The sequence below is a fragment of the Microbacterium sp. NPDC057944 genome, assembly GCF_042887445.1.
GTDB classification, from domain to species: Bacteria; Actinomycetota; Actinomycetes; order Actinomycetales; family Microbacteriaceae; genus Microbacterium; species Microbacterium natoriense.
Window position 1 is genome coordinate 1002080 of sequence record NZ_JBHVPJ010000002.1, and the last position, 19407, is coordinate 1021486.

19 protein-coding genes are annotated in these 19407 nt (G+C 66.0%); 6 read left to right on the forward strand and 13 right to left on the reverse strand.

The genetic code is table 11. The annotated features are described in order from the left end of the window. Window positions 1-2: 2 nt before the first annotated feature. From ACFVRO_RS14265 to ACFVRO_RS14280, 4 genes are all read left to right on the forward strand, one after another. On the forward strand, window positions 3-1418 hold the full coding sequence (locus ACFVRO_RS14265; RefSeq protein WP_386953383.1) for an O-antigen ligase family protein: 1416 nt from the start codon (window positions 3-5) through the stop codon (window positions 1416-1418). Between the two features lie 14 nt (window positions 1419-1432). Beyond that, window positions 1433-2713, forward strand: coding sequence for an O-antigen ligase family protein (locus tag ACFVRO_RS14270; protein WP_386953385.1), 1281 nt, complete (start codon window positions 1433-1435; stop codon window positions 2711-2713). 98 nt (window positions 2714-2811) lie between these two features. Then, window positions 2812-3768, forward strand: a complete 957-nt coding sequence (locus ACFVRO_RS14275; RefSeq protein ID WP_105672480.1) for a glycosyltransferase family 2 protein — start codon at window positions 2812-2814, stop codon at window positions 3766-3768. 2 nt (window positions 3769-3770) lie between these two features. After that, entirely contained in the window at window positions 3771-4370 is a 600-nt protein-coding gene (locus ACFVRO_RS14280; protein ID WP_386953387.1) for a hypothetical protein, read from the forward strand. 30 nt (window positions 4371-4400) lie between these two features. On the opposite strand, the gene ACFVRO_RS14285 is transcribed toward ACFVRO_RS14280, so the two are convergent. The 6 genes from ACFVRO_RS14285 to ACFVRO_RS14310 are packed head-to-tail and all read right to left on the reverse strand — an operon-like array spanning window position 4401 to window position 9820. Then, the gene (locus ACFVRO_RS14285; protein ID WP_386953390.1) at window positions 4401-5138 is read right to left on the reverse strand and encodes an ABC transporter ATP-binding protein; all 738 of its coding nucleotides are present in this window, start codon (window positions 5136-5138) and stop codon (window positions 4401-4403) included. Then, window positions 5138-5956, reverse strand: a complete 819-nt coding sequence (locus ACFVRO_RS14290; protein WP_341942534.1) for an ABC transporter permease — start codon at window positions 5954-5956, stop codon at window positions 5138-5140. Before ACFVRO_RS14290 ends, ACFVRO_RS14285 begins: the two co-directional genes overlap by 1 nt. A 10-nt stretch (window positions 5957-5966) precedes the next feature. Beyond that, window positions 5967-7103 carry a UDP-galactopyranose mutase gene (glf, locus tag ACFVRO_RS14295; protein WP_386953392.1) on the reverse strand — a complete coding sequence of 379 codons (1137 nt, stop codon included), beginning with the start codon at window positions 7101-7103 and terminating at the stop codon, window positions 5967-5969. 34 nt (window positions 7104-7137) lie between these two features. Beyond that, entirely contained in the window at window positions 7138-8142 is a 1005-nt protein-coding gene (locus ACFVRO_RS14300; RefSeq protein WP_386953394.1) for a Gfo/Idh/MocA family oxidoreductase, read from the reverse strand. Further along, entirely contained in the window at window positions 8142-9239 is a 1098-nt protein-coding gene (locus ACFVRO_RS14305) for a DegT/DnrJ/EryC1/StrS family aminotransferase (RefSeq protein ID WP_386953397.1), read from the reverse strand. Before ACFVRO_RS14305 ends, ACFVRO_RS14300 begins: the two co-directional genes overlap by 1 nt. Then, complete coding sequence (locus ACFVRO_RS14310; RefSeq protein ID WP_386954480.1) at window positions 9236-9820, reverse strand: acyltransferase; 585 nt, start codon at window positions 9818-9820, stop codon at window positions 9236-9238. Before ACFVRO_RS14310 ends, ACFVRO_RS14305 begins: the two co-directional genes overlap by 4 nt. A 264-nt stretch (window positions 9821-10084) precedes the next feature. Between ACFVRO_RS14310 and ACFVRO_RS14315 the strand changes: the two genes are divergently transcribed. Then, window positions 10085-11314: an oligosaccharide flippase family protein gene (locus tag ACFVRO_RS14315; RefSeq protein ID WP_386953400.1), complete on the forward strand. Its 1230-nt coding sequence runs from the start codon at window positions 10085-10087 to the stop codon at window positions 11312-11314. Window positions 11315-11317: 3 nt separating this feature from the next. Here ACFVRO_RS14315 and ACFVRO_RS14320 read toward each other — a convergent pair whose 3' ends face one another. After that, entirely contained in the window at window positions 11318-12397 is a 1080-nt protein-coding gene (locus tag ACFVRO_RS14320) for a UDP-N-acetylglucosamine 2-epimerase (RefSeq protein WP_386953403.1), read from the reverse strand. Beyond that, on the reverse strand, window positions 12394-13467 hold the full coding sequence (locus tag ACFVRO_RS14325) for a glycosyltransferase family A protein (protein ID WP_386953406.1): 1074 nt from the start codon (window positions 13465-13467) through the stop codon (window positions 12394-12396). The genes ACFVRO_RS14320 and ACFVRO_RS14325 overlap by 4 nt, the downstream gene beginning before the upstream one ends. Before the next feature lie 199 nt (window positions 13468-13666). Here ACFVRO_RS14325 and ACFVRO_RS14330 point away from each other — a divergent pair, with 199 nt between their 5' ends. Continuing rightward, on the forward strand, window positions 13667-15109 hold the full coding sequence (locus tag ACFVRO_RS14330) for a DUF2142 domain-containing protein (protein WP_386953408.1): 1443 nt from the start codon (window positions 13667-13669) through the stop codon (window positions 15107-15109). Window positions 15110-15206: 97 nt separating this feature from the next. Here ACFVRO_RS14330 and ACFVRO_RS14335 read toward each other — a convergent pair whose 3' ends face one another. The 5 genes from ACFVRO_RS14335 to ACFVRO_RS14355 form a co-directional block, all read right to left on the reverse strand. Then, complete coding sequence (locus tag ACFVRO_RS14335) at window positions 15207-15566, reverse strand: DUF2304 domain-containing protein (RefSeq protein WP_386953411.1); 360 nt, start codon at window positions 15564-15566, stop codon at window positions 15207-15209. After that, on the reverse strand, window positions 15563-16285 hold the full coding sequence (locus ACFVRO_RS14340; protein ID WP_386953413.1) for a glycosyltransferase family 2 protein: 723 nt from the start codon (window positions 16283-16285) through the stop codon (window positions 15563-15565). Before ACFVRO_RS14340 ends, ACFVRO_RS14335 begins: the two co-directional genes overlap by 4 nt. A 77-nt stretch (window positions 16286-16362) precedes the next feature. After that, on the reverse strand, window positions 16363-17229 hold the full coding sequence (locus ACFVRO_RS14345; RefSeq protein WP_386953415.1) for a glycosyltransferase family 2 protein: 867 nt from the start codon (window positions 17227-17229) through the stop codon (window positions 16363-16365). Next, on the reverse strand, window positions 17226-18443 hold the full coding sequence (locus ACFVRO_RS14350; protein WP_386953418.1) for an ABC transporter ATP-binding protein: 1218 nt from the start codon (window positions 18441-18443) through the stop codon (window positions 17226-17228). Before ACFVRO_RS14350 ends, ACFVRO_RS14345 begins: the two co-directional genes overlap by 4 nt. A gap of 1 nt (window position 18444) precedes the next feature. Beyond that, window positions 18445-19347 carry an ABC transporter permease gene (locus tag ACFVRO_RS14355; protein WP_386953421.1) on the reverse strand — a complete coding sequence of 301 codons (903 nt, stop codon included), beginning with the start codon at window positions 19345-19347 and terminating at the stop codon, window positions 18445-18447. Between the last annotated feature and the right edge of the window lie 60 nt (window positions 19348-19407).

Genomic DNA, 19407 nt, shown 5'->3' on the forward strand with positions numbered 1-19407 from the left:
CGATGGCGCAGTACACGAAGCACCCGATCTCCGCCCCGCCCACCGCGCCAGAGCGCGAGTCGACGGGGCATCTCCTGCTGCGCGGCTACATCATCCTCGTGATGTTCGCGACCTTCGCGCACTCCGCGGTGTACAACCTCCTCGGCATGGAGGGAGCGGGCATCACGCTGGGCGTGTTCCTCGTCGCGACGCTCGCGATCGGCATCCCGATGCTCGCGAGGAATCGTCCGCAGACGTTCGCCTGGCGACGTCTCCCGTGGTCGGCGATCGGCTACACCGTGCTCGCCCTGGCCTCGCTCGCGTGGTCGCGCTGGCCCTTCGCGACGGCGATCACCTGGGTCCTGCTCGCCACGGTGACGGTGAACGCCCTCTTCATCGCCCATGTCCTGACCTGGCGCGAGATCATCCGTGCGATGGCGTCCGCCTTCAAGTGGATCCTCGGGCTGTCGCTCCTCCTGGAGCTCTGGGTGTCGCTGGTCGTCAAGGCTCCGCTTCTCCCCAACTTCGCCGACCTGCCGGAGGGCAAGCTCGACCCGCAGTGGTACTGGGTGCGCGGCAACCTCTTCGACGGCGGGCGCCTCCAGGGCATCGTCGGCAACGCGAACCTGCTGGGAATCATCAGCCTGTTCGCCCTGCTCACCTTCGGCGTCCTGTTCGCCGCCCGGGCCCGCTGGCGCACCACGCTCGCGCTGTGGATGCTGCTGGCCGCGTTCTTCCTGCTCCGCGCCTCGTCCGCGACGGCATTCGCCTGCGCCGCTGCCGCAGCCGTGGTCCTCGTCGTCGCCCTTCTGATGCGTCGTGCGAAGTCCCCCGGCGCCCGCACCCGGCTCTACGTGGTCTTCCTCGGCGGCGGGGCCATCGCGGCGGCCGCGGTCTGGTTCCTCCAGAAGCCCCTGCTCGCCCTCCTCGGCCGCGACTCCGACCTCACCGGACGCTCGAACAAGATCTGGACCGCCGTCATCGAGCGCGCGTCCGAGCATCCGGTCTTCGGCAACGGCTTCTCGACCCCCTGGCTCCCCACCGATCCCGCGTTCGCGGGGTGGATCGAAGACCACGACATCACCGTGTTCCACGCCCACAACATGTGGCTCGACGTGTTCATGCAGCTCGGCGTCGTCGGTCTCGTCCTCGTGGCGATCGCGTTCCTCAGCCTGCTCTGGCGCTCCTGGTTCTTCGCGATCGACCGCCCGCGGTGGGATCTCGCGTCCGACCGCGAGTACTCTCCGCTGACGCTGCTGCCGAGCCTGCTCACCGTCGCGCTGCTCGTGCAGGGCCTCACCGAGTCGACCCCGATCATGCTCTGGGGGTGGATGCTGCTCATCCTGCTGTCGTTCAAGATCAAGACCACGCCGCTCGTCGGCATCGGCGAGCGGGAGCACGTGATCGAGCGGGGCGAGCGGCGCCGGCGGGTGCCGTGACGCCGGGTCAGCGCTTGAGGCGGCTGCTCACCTCCGCCGAGATGGCCAGGGCCTTCACGATCGCGGTGCTCGCCGCCGTGTTCTCGGCGTTCACGATCGAGCGGATGTCGTCGCCGGTGACCCAGGCGACGATCCTCGCCGTGCTGTGCGCGATCGGCGCGGCCATCCTCTGGGAGCGGAGAGAGGAGCTGTCGCTGCTGCGACTCGCCCCCACCTCCCTCCTCGTCTTCCTCGCCTGGGCGCTCGTCAGCGTCCTCTGGACCACTGACCGGTCAGACACGCTGTTCGGCTGGATGGCGCTCTTCGGATACGGCTTCCTCGCCATCACGGTCGGGCATATCCGGGACACCCTGCAGACCGTGCGGGCACTCGGAGACACGCTGCGCGTGCTGCTGCTCATCTCGCTCGGGCTGGAGATCCTGTCGGGGGTCCTCCTCGACATCCCGTTCACTTTCCTCGGCATCCAGGGCGACCTCGCCAGCGGCGGCCCGGTGCAGGGCATCTTCGGCAGCCGCAACATGCTGGGCTTCGTCACGGTCATCGCTCTGATCACCTTCGTGATCGAATGGCGCTCCCAATCCCTCACCTCCCGCATCGCGATCCCCTCCATCGCCCTCGCCGCCATGCTGGCCATCCTCTCGGCCTCCCCCACCGTGCTGGTCCTCGCCCTCGCCGTCGGAGTGGTCACCGTCGCGCTCACGATCGTGCGGCACGCTCCCGCAGAGCGACGCAACATCGTGCAGTGGGTGCTCGGCGTCCTCGTCGCGCTGGCGCTCGCCGCCGCGTTCGCGCTGCGGCATCCGATCATCGCGCTGATGGACGCCGGCTCCGACTTCTCCATCCGGGCGACGCTGTGGAACACGATCCTCGATTTCAGCGCGGTGAAGCCGATCCAGGGCTGGGGATGGTTCGGCTCCTGGGCGCGCGGCGAGTACCCCTTCACGTACATCAACTTCCAACTCGACGACCACCACCAGAGCGCTCTGAACTCCTACTTCGACGTGCTGCTGCAGCTCGGCGCCGCCGGTCTGGTGCTGTTCCTGCTGCTCGGCGGAGTCGCCCTGGTGCGCTCCTGGCTCGTGGCCAGCGTGCGTCGTTCGGTCGTGTACGCCTGGACGCCCCTCATGCTGGTCACACTGGCGGTCGAGTCCATGTTCGAGAGCTTCACGATCGTCGGGGCCGGCTGGTTCATGCTCGTCCTGTGCGCGCTGCGCGCGGGGCAGTCGCGCTCCTGGCGAGAGAACATCGACGCCGCCCAGACCGGCGTGATCCCCACCCTGCGCGCCGAGGGCTGAGTGCACCGCCGCGCCCTCGGGGGATTCCGAACTGCGCCGGGTAGGCTTGAGGTCGCTCGCGGCGTCCTGCGGGCCGAAAGCTTTCGGAGATCCCACTCGTGACCAACGTCCCCTTCGACCCGGCATCCGCGACGATCGTCATCGTCACGTTCAACCGCTCGCACCTCCTCACCGGCCTGCTCGAGAGCATCATCACGATGGATCCGAAGCCCGGCCACGTCGTGATCATCGACAACGCCTCGTCCGATGACACCACCGAGGTCGTCGACTCCTTCCGTCCGCGGCTGGGCACCGAACTGGTCTATCGCCGTCTCGACACGAACACCGGAGGGTCCGGCGGATTCAGCGAGGGCATGCGCACCGCGTATGAACTCGGGTCCGAATGGATCTGGATGATGGATGACGACGTCGAGGTCCTGCCGGACGGCCTGGCGAAGATGGGCAAGTGGGCGCCTCGGTTCAAGAGCATCCAGGGACGCCGCTACGACTACGACGGCAGCGAGTTCTACTGGCAGTACCGCATCGCCGAGCGGATGGGCATCCCTATCCCGTTCGCACCCTCCGGATTCGACGGCTCCGGCTTCAAGGAGATGAACAGCGGCTGCTTCGAGGGCATGTTCATCCACCGTTCGATCGTGACGCAGATCGGACTCCCCGACCCCCGGTTCTTCATCTACTGGGATGACCAGATGTACGGCTGGCTCGCTTCCCGCAAGACCACTGCCGTCATCGTCGACGAGTTCGTCCTGCGCCGCACCCGCGAGATCAAGCAGTGGGACATGGGCATCCGCCACATGAACGCCTCGAGCAACGCGTACCGCTTCTACATCATGCGCAACCGCGCGTACATCAAGAAGTACTATCGCGTGCACGGCAACTACAACCCCGTGCTCTTCGGTCTCGGCACCTCGATGACGTTCGCGAAGGAGCTCATCCGCCTCTTCTTCGTCGAGCGCACGGTGCGCGGAACCAGCAACCTCTTCCGCGGGCTGAAGGAGGGCGGCCGGCTCAGCCGCGATCGCTCCTGGCAGCCCATGGCACCCCTGGAGGCATGACGATGAGCGAAGAACCGCAGCCCGAGCTCCGCTGGGCGCCGATCCCGCCCAAGCCGTCCCGCAAGGGACGCGTGTGGCTCGTGATCGGTCTCGTCGTCGCCGCTCTCCTGATCGTCGGCGTTCTGTTGTTCTTCCTCCTCCCCCGCGGCGAGAATCCTGAACCGGGTTCCTCCGCTTCTCCGAGCCCGTCGTCGAGCACGACCCCGACACCGTCCGGATCCCCGACCGCCTCCCCGTCGCCCTCCTCGGAGCCGACGGCCCCGATCGAGACCGTGCCGCCGGTCACCGACCCCACGATCCCTGCTTTCCGGGGGCAGGTGAGCGGGTGGCTCGGAGATGCGGGCCGAGGCCTCGACATCGTCGCCGGAGCGACAGGGCAGGATGCGCTGCCGGTCATCGACACGCTGCAGGAGGACGCGCAGCGTCTGTCCGACGCCCAGCCGCCCGCGTCGATCGATCAGAAGTGGCGCGACGGCGTCTCGGCGTACTCACAGAGCCTCGACGCTCTGCGATCTGCGGTGAGCGCCGGCTCAGGAGTGTCGTCAGCCGTGGATGCCGCGCGCGGGTCCGTTCAGAACCTGAAATCGCTCGTCGGTCTCTGAGCGCCGGCCGCGACGCACAGGGCGACGGCATCAGCCGGCGTTGTAGTCCTTGTTGTAACGGTCGAGCACCTCTGCGATGGGCGCATCGAGGACGAGCGCGCCCTTGTCGAGGTAGAGCCCCCTGGTGCAGAAGCGACGCAGATCCCGCTCGTTATGGCTGACGAAGAAGAGCGTGCGGCCCTCGGCAAGCAGCTCGTCGATGCGCTTGTAGCACTTCTCACGGAACGCCTTGTCGCCGACCGCGAGCACCTCGTCGACGAGGAGGATCGGCTCGTCGAGCTGCGACACCACGGAGAACGCGAGGCGCACCTTCATGCCGTTGGAGAGGTGCTTGTACGGCGTGTCCTCGAAGCCTGCGAGCTCCGCGAACTGGATGATCCCGTCGTACCGACGGGACACCTCGTCACGGGACATGCCGTGCAGGCCTGCCGTCAGGCGTACGTTCTCACGGACGCTGAGGTCGCCGACGAAGCCGCCGGTGATCTCGATCAGGGGCGCCACTCCCCCGTTGACCGTGACCGTGCCCTCATCCGGCAGGAGGACGCCGGCGACGAGGCGGAGCAGCGTGGACTTGCCCTGGCCGTTGCGGCCGACCACGCCGATCGATTCCCCCGGCTGCACGGAGAACGAGACGCCGCGCAGCGCCCAGAACTCACCTGGGCGCGACCGGCGCGCCGCCCCGGCGAACAGATCCTTGAAGCTGCGACGTCCACGACGGTTCCGTCGGAAGCGGACACCGAGGTCCTGGACTTCGATCGCCGCCGGCATCACAGCTCCTTCAGGACGGGTCGCTCGAGCCGGCGGAACACCCACGCGCCGAGAGCGAGGAACGCCAGGCTCATCCCGACGCTGATGGCGAGGGTGAACGGATTCCACTGCTCGGGGAAGAACGGCATCCGATAGAGCATGAAGATGCCGGCGAGCGGGTTGAAGGCTCCGAGGATCTGGGCGATGCCCGGCAGGTCCGTCACGTTGTAGATGATCGGCGTCGCGTAGAACATCGCACGGAGGATGAGCGCCGTCGTGCGCTCCAGATCCACGTACATGACGCACAGCGGGGCGATGAGAAGGCCGAGTCCGACGAGCAGCACGGTCTGCAGCAGCATCGCCACCGGCACCCAGAGCACGCCCCAGCCGACCTGGACGACCTGGTCGGGGTTCTTCTCCACGAGCAGGTTGACGACGACGAAGAGCACGAGGACGGGCAGCGAGAACAGGTACTCCATGCCCTTGCTCAGCACGATGCGGTTGACCCAGATCGACCGAGGGATGGCGGTCGAGCGCACGAGTCTGGCGTCCTTCTTGAACGCTCTCGTGAAGTCGGAGACGGACGCGTTGAACCAGACCCAGGGCAGCAGCGCGCTGATGAGGAACACGATGTACGGCTCTTCCCCGACATCCCGGTGGAAGACCTGAGTGAACACGAACCAGTAGATGGCGCTCATCACGAGCGGGTCGAGCACCGACCAGAGGTATCCGAGGACGCTGGTGGAGTAGCGGACCTTGAGGTCTCTGGCCGAGAGCAGCCACAGTGAATGCAGGTATCTCCGGGGCGTCCCCGGGGCCCCGACCGCAGTGTGACTCACAGTGTCGAGTCTACGAGAGGGTGTTGTTCCACAGCGACAGCGCCGAGCCGATCGCCATGTGCATGTCGAGGTACTGGTAGGTGCCGAGACGCCCGCCGAAGTGGACGTCCTTCTCCCCCTTGGCGAGTTCCCGGTAGACCAGCAGTCCCTCGCGATCGCTGGAGGTGTTCACCGGATAGTACGGCTCGTCCTCACGCTCGGCGAAGCGGGAGAACTCGCGCATGATGACCGTCTTGTCCGACTCGTAGACGTCCTTGCGCTCCGGATGGAAGTGCTTGAACTCGTGGATGCGGGTGTACGGCACATCCATGTCGGGATAGTTCATGACGCTCGTGCCCTGGAAGTCGCGGACGTTCAGGACCTCCTGCTCGAAGTCGAGGGTGCGCCAGCTGAGCGCTCCCTCGGAATAGTCGAAGTAGCGGTCCACCGGTCCGGTGTACACGACCGGGAGCTGCCCGACGGTCGCCTTCCTGTTCAGCGGCTGCGACTCGTCGAAGTAGTCGACGTCCAGCTTCACCTCGATGTTGGGGTGATCGGCCATCCGCTCGAGCCAGGCGGTGTAGCCGTCGGCCGGCAGCCCCTCCCAGGTGTCGTTGAAGTAGCGGTTGTCGTACGTGTACCGCACAGGGAGCCGGCTGATGATGTCACCGGAGAGCTTCTGCGGGTCGGTCTGCCACTGCTTGGCCGTGTAGTCGCGGAAGAACGCCTCGAACAGCGGGCGACCGACGAGGGCGATGCCCTTCTCCTCGAAGTTCGTCGCGGTCTTCGCGTCGAACTCCCCCGCCTGCTCGCGGACGAGCGCACGAGCCTGGTCGGGCGTGTAGGCGGACTGGAAGAACTGGTTGATCGTGCCGAGGTTCACCGGCATCGGGAACACGGTGCCCTTGTGCGTCGTGTACACGCGGTGCACATAGCTCGTGAAGGAGGTGAAGCGGTTCACGTACTCCCACACGGCGGGGTTCGACGTGTGGAAGAGGTGTGCGCCGTAGCGGTGCACCTCGATCCCGGTCTCCGGCTCGGCCTCGCTGTAGGCGTTGCCGCCGATGTGGTGGCGACGGTCGATGACAGTGACCTTGCGGCCGGCGTTCGCCGCTCGCTCTGCGATGGTGAGGCCGAAGAACCCGGAGCCTACGACGAGGAGATCCATAGAGCTCACCGTCCGTTCGGGCCGACGGGGCGGTTCACCGCGTCGCCCGATCGATCGAGATCAGCACGCCGCCTTGGCGCGCAGAGTCCAGTGCGGACTCCACGACCTCGAGCGTGTGGACCGCCTCCTCCATCGTGGAGAGCTCGGTCTCCGCACCGAGCACCGCATCACGGAAGGCCTCGAGCTCGCCGCGGAGGGGCTCGCGTTTCGCGAACGCGAACCTGGTCGTGTCCCCTTCGGACACACCACGGAAAGTGGAGACCGAATCCCATTCGAGCGGTTCGGTGCCGTTCGCGTGGAATGTGAGGTCACCTGTCGCGGTGTCGGCGACGAATGTGCCCCGCTCGCCCGTCACCACCGTGACGCGCTCCTTCATCGGGCTGAGCCAGTTGATGAGGTGGCTGGTGATGACCCCGCTCGCAAGCCGTCCGGTCATCGAGATCATGTCCTCGAACGCCCGTCCGCTCTTGAACGCCGTCTGCGCGCTGATCGACGAGTACACGGACTGGGCTACCCAGGCCGTCAGGTCGATGTCGTGGGTGCCGAGGTCCTTGGCCACCCCCACGTCGCCGATCCGCCCGGGGAAGGTGCTCTGGCGACGCGTGGCGATCTGGTACACCGAACCGGCGTCTCCTGCGGCGAGCCTCATTCTGAGCTGCTGCAGGGCGGGATTGAAACGCTCGACGTGTCCGACGGCGCCGACGAGCCCACGAGCGCGGAACGCCTCGCTGACCTCGTGTCCGAGCGCGCTGTCATCCGCAATGGGCTTCTCGACGAGCGTATGGACGCCCGCGTCGGCCAGCGTCAGCGCTGCATCCGCATGGAACTTCGTGGGGATGGCGACCACGGCGATGTCGATCCCCGCCGCGACGAGTTCTGAGACGCCGGAGAGGAGCGGCACGTTGCCGGCGACACGGAAGGGATCCCCTCCGGGGTCCGCGATGGCGACGAGCTCGACGCCTTCGATGTCGCGAAGGATGCGGGCGTGATGCCGCCCCATCGAACCGACTCCGAGGAGTCCCGCGCGCAGCGAAGCCATCAGCGTCCCGCCCCGGCGAGGGCGTTCACCGCGGCGACGATCCGCTCGAGGTCATCTGCGGACAGCGAGGGGTGGATCGGCAGAGAGACAGCCTCTCGTGCCGCCTTCTCGGTCTCGGGCAGCTCGAGACCCGGCGCGAACTTTTCCAGCGAGGGAAGCCTGTGGTTCGGGATCGGGTAATAGACACCGCTTCCGATCGAGTACTCCTCCTTGAGCGCCCGGACGAATCCGTCGCGATCGTCTTCGACGCGGATGGTGTACTGGTGATAGACGTGAGTTGCGCCGTCCGCGACAGGCGGCACGATCACACCACGCAGGTTCGCATCGAGGAATGCCGCGTTCGCCTGGCGCGTGGCCGTCCATCCGTCGACCTTGCGCAGCTGAACGCGTCCGATGGCGGCATGGATGTCCGTCATACGCGCGTTGAAGCCGATCACCTCGTTCTCGTACTGACGCTCCATCCCCTGGTTGCGCAGCAGACGCACTCGGCGAGCCGTGGCGTCGTCGTGGGCGATGACCATGCCGCCTTCGCCGCTCGTCATGTTCTTCGTCGGGTAGAGCGAGAACATCGTGACCTCGCCGAAAGTACCGACCGGACGCCCGTCGAGTGCGGCCCCATGCGCCTGCGCCGCGTCTTCATAGATAGACAGTCCACGGGCCGTCGCGAGAGCGGTGAGCTCGGTCATCCGCGCAGGGTGACCGTAGAGGTGAACCGGAAGGACTCCGCGCGTGCGCTCCGTCACCGCCGCCTCGACGGCACGCGGGTCGAGGGTGAACGTCTCGGGCTCGATATCGGCGAACACGGGCGTCGCACCGGTGAGCGCCACCGCGTTGGCCGTCGCGGCGAAGGTGAACGACGGCACGATGACCTCGTCACCAGGTCCGACGCCCGCAGCGAGAAGGCCGAGGTGCAGACCGGAGGTGCCCGAATTGACGGCGACCACCGGTAGCCCCTCGACGAAGTGCTCAGAGAACTCACGTTCGAAGGCAGCGACCTCCGGACCCTGCGCGACCATGCCGCTCAGCAGCACGCGATCCACTGCGGCGCGCTCGTCGTCGCCGATGAGCGGCTTCGCCGCGGGGATGAATTCCGTCATTGTTCCTCCAATGCGAGAACGCCTTCTGTCTCGAGGTAGCGGGAACCGGTGAGCGGGCACAGCCACACACCGGGTTCAGACTCCGTCAGCGGCACTCCTGCCTTGCCGACCCATCCGATCCGTCGCGCCGGAACTCCGACGACGAGCGCATAGTCGGGGATGTCCTTGACGACCACGGCCCCTGCCGCAACTGTCGCCCATGTGCCGATGGTCACGGGTGCGACGCAGGTCGCTCGCGCACCGATGGACGCACCGTCGCCGATGACGACCCCGACAGGGGTCCAGTCGTGCGCGGACTTCAGCTGCCCATCGGGCGTGACCGCCCGCGGATACGTGTCATTGGTGAGGACCACGGCGGGTCCGATGAACACGCCGTCGCCGAGGACTGCCGGCTCGTACACGAGCGCGTAGTTCTGGATCTTGCAGTTGTCTCCCATGCGCACGCCGGTGCCGATGTACGCACCACGCCCGACAACGCAGTTCTCGCCGAGGCTCGCCCTCTCTCTGACTTGCGCCAGATGCCAGATCGAGCTCCCGCTTCCGATGGTCGCAGCCGGGGAGACATCGGCGCTGTCGGCGATCCGCGTTCCGGCCGCGACAGGCGCTGTCGGGTCATCGTGTGGAGAGGGTGTCACAAGGAACCACCCTACCCTCCCCCGCCCAGGAACCCTGTGTGAGCGCGCCCTGCCGAGAGCCCACCCCAGACCCTCCGAGTATCATTGCGGCGGCGCAGGATCCAGTGTGCTCACGCGCTGCGACCGTGCAGGGCATGTGAAAGAAGTCAGGAGTACCAGCAGATGGCTGAGAGCGAATCAGCGGTCGAACCGCGTCCGGAGACTCCCGGGATGCGCTCTCATGTTCGCACTCACGCCAAGGCGCTGATGGCGGTCGGCGTCGCCAGCGTGCTCGGCATCGTCGCCTCATTCGCGTTCCAGCTCGTCAGCGCACGGTTCATCTCTCCTGCGGATCTCGGTCTCCTCGCCGCGTTCCTCGTGATCGTCAACGTCGCGGCGATCGGTAGCGCATCGCTGCAGAGCACCGTCACCGTTCAGACGGCTCAGGCTCTGACGGAATCGGACGACGCGGTGAAACGGCAACGGCGCTGGCCGGTCGACGCGATCGTCCTCGGCCTCGGTGGCGGAGCCGTCGTCGCGATTCTCTCCCCCTGGCTCGCGACAACCCTGAACACCACGCTCCCTGTCATCCTTGTCGCCGCAGCGACGATCCCACTGAGCTTCGTCTTCGCCGACGCGATGGGACTGCTCCAGGGGGCAGGCAAAGTCGCTCACGCGGTATGGTGGTCGACCTTCTCCCAGGTCGCGCGCGTGATCTTCGCCGTCCTCGCGATCGCGATCGGGACCGGCCTCGGTGGGATCATGGGGGCGGTTCTCGCTGCGCTCGTCGTCGCGGTCGTCGGGGGCCTCTGGACAGCGCGAAAGGTGCCGCGCCCGCGTAACGGCGTCTTCACCTCCTCCGGAATCGCAATCGTCGTCCTCAGCGTCGCATTCGCCTGGTTGACGAGCTCCGACGTCATCTTCCTGCGCGCCGGCGCTCCCGAAGATCTGGCAGGTTTCTACGCCTCGGCGATCGTCCTCGTGAAGACGGGGTTCCTTCTGCCCTCGACGCTGTCCCTGTACCTGCTTCCACGCTTCGTGAAGCACCGCGACAACCCGGAACTCTCTCGCATCGGCGTTCTCGCGACCCTCGGCCTCTCCCTTGCGACGAGCATCGCGATGATCCTCGTGTTCCTCGTGCTCGGCGACTGGATCATCGGCCTCATCTACAAGCCTGACTATGCCCCGGCGGCTGACCTGCTCGTGCCGACCGCACTCGCGTATCTCCCCTGGATCGCGGCTCAGGGGATGATGATCAAGATGACCAGTTCCGCATCGCGCGGCGCCGCTGCCATACTCGTCGCTGCTGCCGTGGCGCAGTGGATCGCCTTCGCCATCACGATTCCGAACCTGACTGCGATGCTGATCTCCTATGCCGTGATCGGCACCGTGGTTCTGATCGCATTCTTCGCGATCGACATGCGCAACGCTCGACGCCTCAGGCGCGCGCTCCTCGCCTAGGGCTCAGACCGCCGGCTTCGCGAGGCCGCGGTCGATGAGGTCCGCGACGATGATGTCGGACGGCGACGCACCAGGGTCGACGTCGACGACCCGATAGTCGTCGGCGCTCACCAGGAAGTCTGCGACGGCTTTCTGCTCCCAGCCCGACAGGACCGCACTGGTGCCGATGCCCTCCCGGCTCTCGGAAACCTTGCGGTGGACGAGGGTCGGGATCCCGAACACCGCTGCCTCCTGCTGGATCCCGCCGGAGTCGGTCACGACGAAGCTGGCGGAGCGGAGCGCTGCGACGAACTGACTGTGCTCGAGTTTGGGCATCACCGTGAACTTGGTGAGACCGAGGTCGCGTATCGTCTGTTCGATCGCGTCTCGCGAGTATGCATCGACGATGAGGCGCAGCGGCAGAGGAGTGTTCGCGTCCAACGTCTGCAGCGTCTCGGTGACGAGCGCCGCGTTGGAGATGAACTCGAAACGATGCAGAAGGACCAGTCCGTAAGGCTCGATCTCGGCCGCGGTCTGCCCTGCCGCATCGCGCACCGCGTCCTTTGCGGTGTTGCCGTGCGTCAGTACGACGTTGCGCTGCTTCGCGAGGTTGTTCGCAGCCTCTTCGGTCGGCACATAGTGGATCTGAGCGAATCGCCCGACGATACGGCGATCGAGCTCCTCCGGGAACGGATGGCGCCAGTTGCCGGAACGCAGACCTGCTTCGACATGAGCCACCGGGACCTTGAGGCGACGTCCGATGAACGTGCCCAGAACCGTGGTCATCGTGTCGCCATGCACGATCACGACGGAGCCGGGCGGGAGGTTCTTCCGTATGCGGCGCACATTGCGCAGTGACCACCAGGTCACGTCGAAGATCCAGCTGATCATCTGGATGGGGGATTTGAGCGGCTTGCCCCGATAGCCGTTGGCGATCACCTGGTCGGGAGCGGTGAATCCGAGTTCGGGAATCGCCTTACGGAGGGACTCCGTGTGCTGTTGGGTCACCCAGTGCTGATAGGGAATGCCCTTGGCGTTCAGGCGGCGGATCACCGGTGCGATCTTGATGGCTTCGGCCGTCGTCCCGTAGATGAAGATGATCATGAGTTCGCCTTTCCGGCAGAGGGGCGCTGAGTCCTTGTTCGGTCTGTGAACGCGCGGCGATGCAGCACGACACCGCGAGCAAGGCCGCTCCAGAACGGGAGGAGGAAGACGGGCAGGTAGCACACGTACGAGAGCAGTCCCCGGCTGGGGCAGCGATTCAGCGCGGCGGGTATGACCGGCGCGAGCAGAAGCACGACGATCGCGACGAGAACGATGAGCACGACCGGCCACGCGCCCACAGCGAGCAACCACACCAGCGCCGCGACCACGAGGAGCGGCGCCACGACGAGGAGGACGAGAACGGCCGAACGCAACGGCGATGTACCGGCGTAGCTGTCCACGAAGAGAGTTCCCCTGTCGCGGGAATGGCGGACGAAACCGCCGACGCTCGTCCGAGGACGGTAGATCGCGGCAAAGCCCGGATCAAGCCGGATTCCACCATGCTCGGCGATCCAGCGGAGGATCTTGGTGTCATCGGAGATCAGCTTCGCGTCGCCTTCAGGCCAGGCCTGGCGGAACGCGTCCATGAGAACGCTTCGTCGCGCGAGGAACGCGCCGGTCCCCTTGGGCGCGGAGTCGAATGTCTCCGGGGTCAGATCGTACGGACGAGGACGACGCAGATAGTCGCCCCAGAAGATGAATGTCGGCACCTCCCAGAAACGCCCGACCAGTGGTGACTCATCGTCCGTATGGACGTGAGCGTTCCAGCCTGCGGGCGACGGATCTGCCGCGGACGAGGCGAGCACATGAGCCAGAGCATCGGACCGGAGTATCACGCGCGAATCGAGCAGCAGCACGCGCTCAGCGCGCGCGCGTTCGATTCCGGCCCAGCGAGCGAGGAAGCGACCGCTGTTGCCCTGAGTGACGACGGAGAGGTCACCGGGGAAACCCTCCGCAATGCGTGCGACGACTTCAGCGGATCCGTCATCGCTGCCGTCATCGACGACGATGACCTCGACCTCGACGTCCGCCTCCTTCACCGCCACGGCGAGAGCTTCCAGCGTGGACGGCAACCAGGCCGCCGAATTGTAGGAGGGAATGACGACGCTGAGGATCGGGGCGCCGGTCATGCCTCCCGCTCCCCCTGATGCGGCGGCGTCGATCCCGATGCCTGGCGCACGCGCGGATAGGATGAGGTTCGGTGAAGACGCACCACCCAAGGATACCTTCGACCTCTCCGACCCATGAACGCGTCCTGTGAGAGTCGTCGCCAGCAATCGAGGAGAACCCCCTGCGATGACCCGCCGGACTCGACAGATCATCGCAGCGGTGATCATTCCTATCGCCCTGCTCCTGGCTCTGCTCGCCTGGGGTGCGTCCTCTCCGCCCGGATCGAGTCCCGACGAGGACTACCACATGGGCAGCATCTGGTGCGCCAATGGCATCATCGAGGATCGCTGCGAACCCGGCGTCGATGACACGGAGCGCAGTGTGCCCACCGAGGTGGCGATAGCGGCGAAGTGCTTCGCATTCATTCCCGAGCAGTCCGCGAGTTGCCCGCTGTTCGAGGGGACCATGAAGTCCACCCCTCGCGGCAATTGGTTCGACAACGGCTACCCGCCGGTGTTCTACGGCGCCATGAGCGTCTTCGTGACCCCTGATCTCTCGGTGTCCATCGTGATGATGAGAGTGTTCAACGCTGTTCTCTACGTCGGCGTCCTCACCGCGTTGTTCTTCCTCCTTCCGCTGCGAATGCGCTCTTTCCTGATCTGGGGAGCGGTCCTGACAGCGGTACCGCTCGGGATGTTCCTCATCCCGAGCGTCAATCCCAGCTCATGGGCGATCCTCCAGGCGACAGGACTGTGGCTCGCTGTCTGGGGGTTCTTCGAACAGGTGGGCGTACGGAAGATCGGTCTCGGCGCGCTCTCCGCGCTGCTGATGGTGCTCGGTGCCGGCGCGAGAAGCGACTCCGCCGCCTACGGCGTACTCGCGGTCATGGTGGCGATCGTCCTCGGGTTCCGCAAGGATCGCCGCTTCCTCATCGAACTCCTGCTTCCCCTCCTGCTCGTCGTGATCGCCGGTTCCCTCTTCCTCACGAGCGGGCAGTCGGGTGTTCTCACGGCGACGACGTCGGGACAGAAGGACAGCGTCTTCTCCTTGATCTTCATGAACCTCAAGCAGCTGCCGCAGCTGTGGATCGGTGCCCTGGGCCTGTGGGGTCTGGGCTGGCTCGACACGCAGATGCCGACGGTGGTCTGGGCGACCACGGTGACCGTGCTCGCCGGTGTCGCGTTCTGGGGGCTGCGGACGGGAGATCTGCGCAAGTGGCTCTCGGTGATCGCCCTCTCGGGTGCGATCATCGTCGTACCGCTGTACATCCTCGTCCGGGAGGGCATCCTCGTCGGCTCCGGTGTTCAGCCACGCTATGTGTACCCGCTGATGATCGTCTTCGCCGGAGTGATCCTGCTCGGCCTCCGTCGCGCCGATCTGGGCCTCGGCCGAGTACAGCTCCTGGTGATCGCCATCGGCCTCACCGTGGCGAACAGCCTTGCCCTGCACACCAACATGCGCCGCTACATCACGGGCGTCGACGGGCGAGGGATCAACCTCAACCGCGGGATCGAGTGGTGGTGGAACGCGCCGATCACCCCGATGGCGATGTGGGTGCTCGGGTCCGTGGCGTTCGCCGCGCTGCTGGCGACCCTCCTGTGGCAGGTATGGCCTGCGCGTCGGGCCGCCACGGTCGCAGCCTCCCCCGCCTTCCCCGGTTGACGGCGAGTTCCGTCCTCGTCGACACGTGCCCACAACCGTGGGAAGTCGAGGTTCGAGCTCGGAGCAGGAGCGTCCGCCGACGCCAGTCTGGAGAAGGTCAGTCTTCGCGCTGGTCAGCCCGACGCTGAAGCGCCTCGACCTCCGCGCGCAGGATCGCGACCTCCTCGGCGACCCGACGGGTCTCATCCTCAGCGGTGGACAGCTCCCAGGACTGATGGAGCGTGACGCCCACGAGGAGCGCCAGCGCGCCGACGAAGAGGAGGTTGGCGGGCACCTGCACGCCCAGCGACTGCGCCAGGAGCGTGAGGAGGTCGGGGAAGACCGTGAGGACCAGCATCGCGACGCCGATGACCAGCCACAGGATCGCGTACTTCTCCCGGAGCCGGTGGCTGAGGAGCATCCACACGATCATCGCCAGGATGAACAGGGCGAAGATGATTCCGACGATGACGATCATGACGTGGCCTTCCGTCGGCCTCGCATCAAGGCCAGTCCGAGGGCGAAGACGGATCGGAACAGATAGACGGTGGATCCGATCGGTCCCTGCGAGGGGTTCCCGTGCGCACGCGGACGCATGGCCACCGGCACCTGCGTGACGCTCAGGCCTGCGTGTGCTGCCGCGACGAGTGAGTCGATAGTGTCACCGAGATACTCGGCCGGGTAGTACTGCACGTACTGATCGATCGCGCGCCGGTTCGCCGCGCGGAAGCCGCTCGTGACGTCGGTGAGACGGGTCTTCGCGACGCGCGACACCACACCCGCGAGGAACAGCATGGCCCAGCGACGCGGCCCCCGGACGGAGTAGTCGCCGACCTCAGCGAATCGGGCGCCGATCGAGATGTCCGCGTGTTCCAGGCCACCGAGCACTTCCGCGATGTTCGCAGGATTGTGCTGTCCGTCCGCGTCGACCTGAATGGCCGAGGCATAACCGTGCCGCTGCGCATAGGTGTAACCGGTCTTCATCGCACCGCCCACGCCGAGGTTGAACGGCAGGACGAGCACCGTGGCGCCCGCGTCCCTTGCGGCGGCGGCCGTGCCGTCGGTCGAACCGTCATCGACGACGACGACGTCGTAGCGGCTGTCCGCAGCGAGGATCTCCCGGATCGTATTGGCGACGTTCGCCTCTTCATTCCATGCGGGCACGATAACCAGCACGCGGTGCGAATCTTCAGCCATGATCGCCAATTCTATCCGTGTCGTGTGAACGGACCGGCACAGACGAGGCCGGAACCAGAGGGAATGAAAGGCCGTGCTCAGTCGACGTAGGTCGAGACCTGGCGGAATCGGATGCCGTCGATCGCCCCTCGAACCGCCGCTCCGATCTTGCTCCCCCGGTCGCGCTCACAGAGGAGCACCTTGATCCACGACTTCGATGCGTAGGCGGCGTCCTCCCAGAACCAGCGTCCGATGCCATAGCGGCGGATCATGATCACTCTGTTGCGCGTCATGTAGTACTGCCTCATCGGCGAATAGTTCGACAGGTAGATGCGACGCCCGAAGAAGGTCGCCGGAGCGGAGGCGCCGAAGCGGTGGTCGAGCACCGTGTCGAACACCTTCACGACCGCGAAGCCCGCGGCCCTGGCCCTGAGCGAGATGTCGTGGTCCACATAGTCGATGAAGAGGCGCTCGTCGTGGAGGCCGATCTTCTCCAGAGCCGCGCGGGAGAACAACGCACCGGAAGAGATGAGCGTCTGGAGTTCGCCGATGCCTTCTCCACGATCGGCGTCATAGAGGAATCCCGTCTCCTCTGCACGCAGTGCGGGTCCTGCCATCGCGACAGGGGAATCCCACCCCGAGAACGCGCTCTTCAACTGCTCCAGCATCCCGTCGGCGACGGTGCTGTCCTGGTCGAAGATCCACACGTACTCGAAGTCGTCAGCCAGCGCACGACGCATGCCGGCGTTGAAACCGGCGGCGACGCCGACGTTCTTCACCTGGTCGATCACGACGACACCGCTGTCGGACGAAAGGGAGCCGAGAACCTGCGCCGTGCCTTCGTCGTCGGGAGAGTTGTTCACGACATACACGCGTCCGACCTGCTCCCGCAGGCGGGCGATGTTCGACAGGATGCTCGAATCGGGACGAAAGGCGAGGACCACTCCCGCCGTGTCCCCGATCATGCCGCCTCCGCTCCGCCGCTGACGGTGATCTCCGCGGAGACGGTGCCCATGGTCGTGTTGTCGGTGCGGACTCGGAGCACGGCGCCTCTCATCAGCCCGTGGCTGCTCGGCTCGCTCACCCCTGCGGCGTTCGCATTGACGAAATAGTCCCCCGGCCCGAAGCTGGCCTCCGCGATTCGCAGATCCACACGCGTGCGGCCGGTGATCGGGTCGAGGCGAACCCCCAGGATCTCGGTGTTCGATGCCATGACCATCTGCCCGAGCGGGGTGTCCATGCTGAAACCGATCTCCCAGCGCTCGATCGGACGCAGGGAGTCGACGTGCACCCTGATCGTGAACGGCGAGCCGCTGCCGATCTCCTTGATCTGCTCTCCCTCGTCGTCGAGGAGCTCGATGCCCTTCACCTGGATCGGGTGGGTCGTCTCCTCGGGGGGAGCCTCGCCGACGGCGCGATCGTCGAGGACGTCGCGGAGGCCGTCGACGGCTCCGTTGATGTCGCCGTCGAACACGAGCTTCCCGTGGTGGAGCAGGATTCCCCGGTCGCACAGCTCCTGCACCTGCTGCGCCGAGTGGCTCACCAGGATGATCGTGCGCCCCTCGTTGCGGAACTGGTGGATGCGGTCCATGCACTTGCGCTGGAAGGCCTCGTCACCGACCGCCAGCACCTCGTCCACGAGGAGCACGTCAGGGTCGGTGTGCACGGCGACCGCGAAGGCTAGGCGCACGTACATGCCAGAGGAGTAGAACTTGACGGCCGTGTCGATGAACTCGCCGATGCCGCTGAACTCGAGGATCTCATCGAACCGCGCGTCGATCTGCTCACGGCTCAGTCCGAGGATCGCACCGTTGAGGTAGACGTTCTCCCGGCCGGAGAGGTCAGGGTGGAAGCCGGCGCCGAGCTCGAGCAGAGCGGCGACGCGGCCACGACTCTGCACGGTTCCCGTTGAGGGGGCGACGATGCCTCCGATGAGCTTGAGGAGGGTGCTCTTCCCCGACCCGTTCTGGCCGAGGAGCCCGACGGTCGTTCCCGCCTCGATGCTCAGGGAGAGCTCGTCCACCGCGGTGAACTCCTCGCGGTAGGCCTTGCCCAGCCGTCCGAAATGGACAATGCGGTCCTTGAGACTGTTGTCCTTGCGGACGGTGAAGTGCTTGCTGACGCCGTTCAGCCGGATGATGTCCGGTCGCGTCTCGAGGTCTGTGTTGTCGATCGTCATGTCACAGCTCCTGCGCGAAGTTGCCCTGCATGCGGGTGAACGACCGATGCGCGAACCAGAGGAAGGCGGCGCCGATGACACACATCACCAGCATCCGGAGGCCGAGGTTCGGCGGATAGTCGGCGTCGGTTCCTGAGCCCCAGAACGCGCGGTGGAATCCCATCACCCCGATGGTGAGCGGATTCGCCAGGTAGACCTGGAGAATCCACTCGGGCAGCGAGTACTTCGCGACGACGTCCTGCACCATCTTCCAGGAGTAGACGATGGGAGAAGCCCACATGGCGAGCATCATGACGACCTCGGTGAGGTACTGGATGTCGCGCAGATAGACGTTCAGCGCCGCGAGCAGGAGTCCGAGCGCGACCCCCCAGATCAGCACCATGCCGAGAGCCGGGAAGAACCACAGCATCTGGACCGGAGCGGGCAGCGCATTGAGGATGACGGCCGCGACGAGCAGCACCCCCAGCTGGACGAGGAACATGAAGGCGGCTGCGCCGATGCTCCCCAGCGGGAAGATCTCGCGCGGAAGGTAGATCTTCTTCACCAGCCCCGCGTTGCCGATGATCGAACCGGTCGAGCCGAAGATCACGTCGGCGAAGAAGGTGTAGAGCGTGAAGCCGGCGAAGAGGTAGATCGCGAAGTTGTCGATCCCTCTGGCCGCGCCCAGGATCTGGCCGAGCACGAAGTAGTAGACCAGGAACTGCATGAGCGGTCTGATCACCGTCCACAGGAACCCCAGGAAGCTGTCCCGATAGCGCGCCTGCAGATCGCGCCGGATCAGCATCATCAGCAGTTCTCGACGACGATACAGCTCTCCGAGCTTGCCTCCACGACCGCCGTCGCGCATGCCGCGCGAGTCGATGGTGGTGAACGGCTCGGCGGCAAGCCGAGTGAATCTATCCACTGGGGTAGTCCTTTACGGGGGGTTCGGGTCGACTCAGCCTATCTTCGGCGACGGCCACGG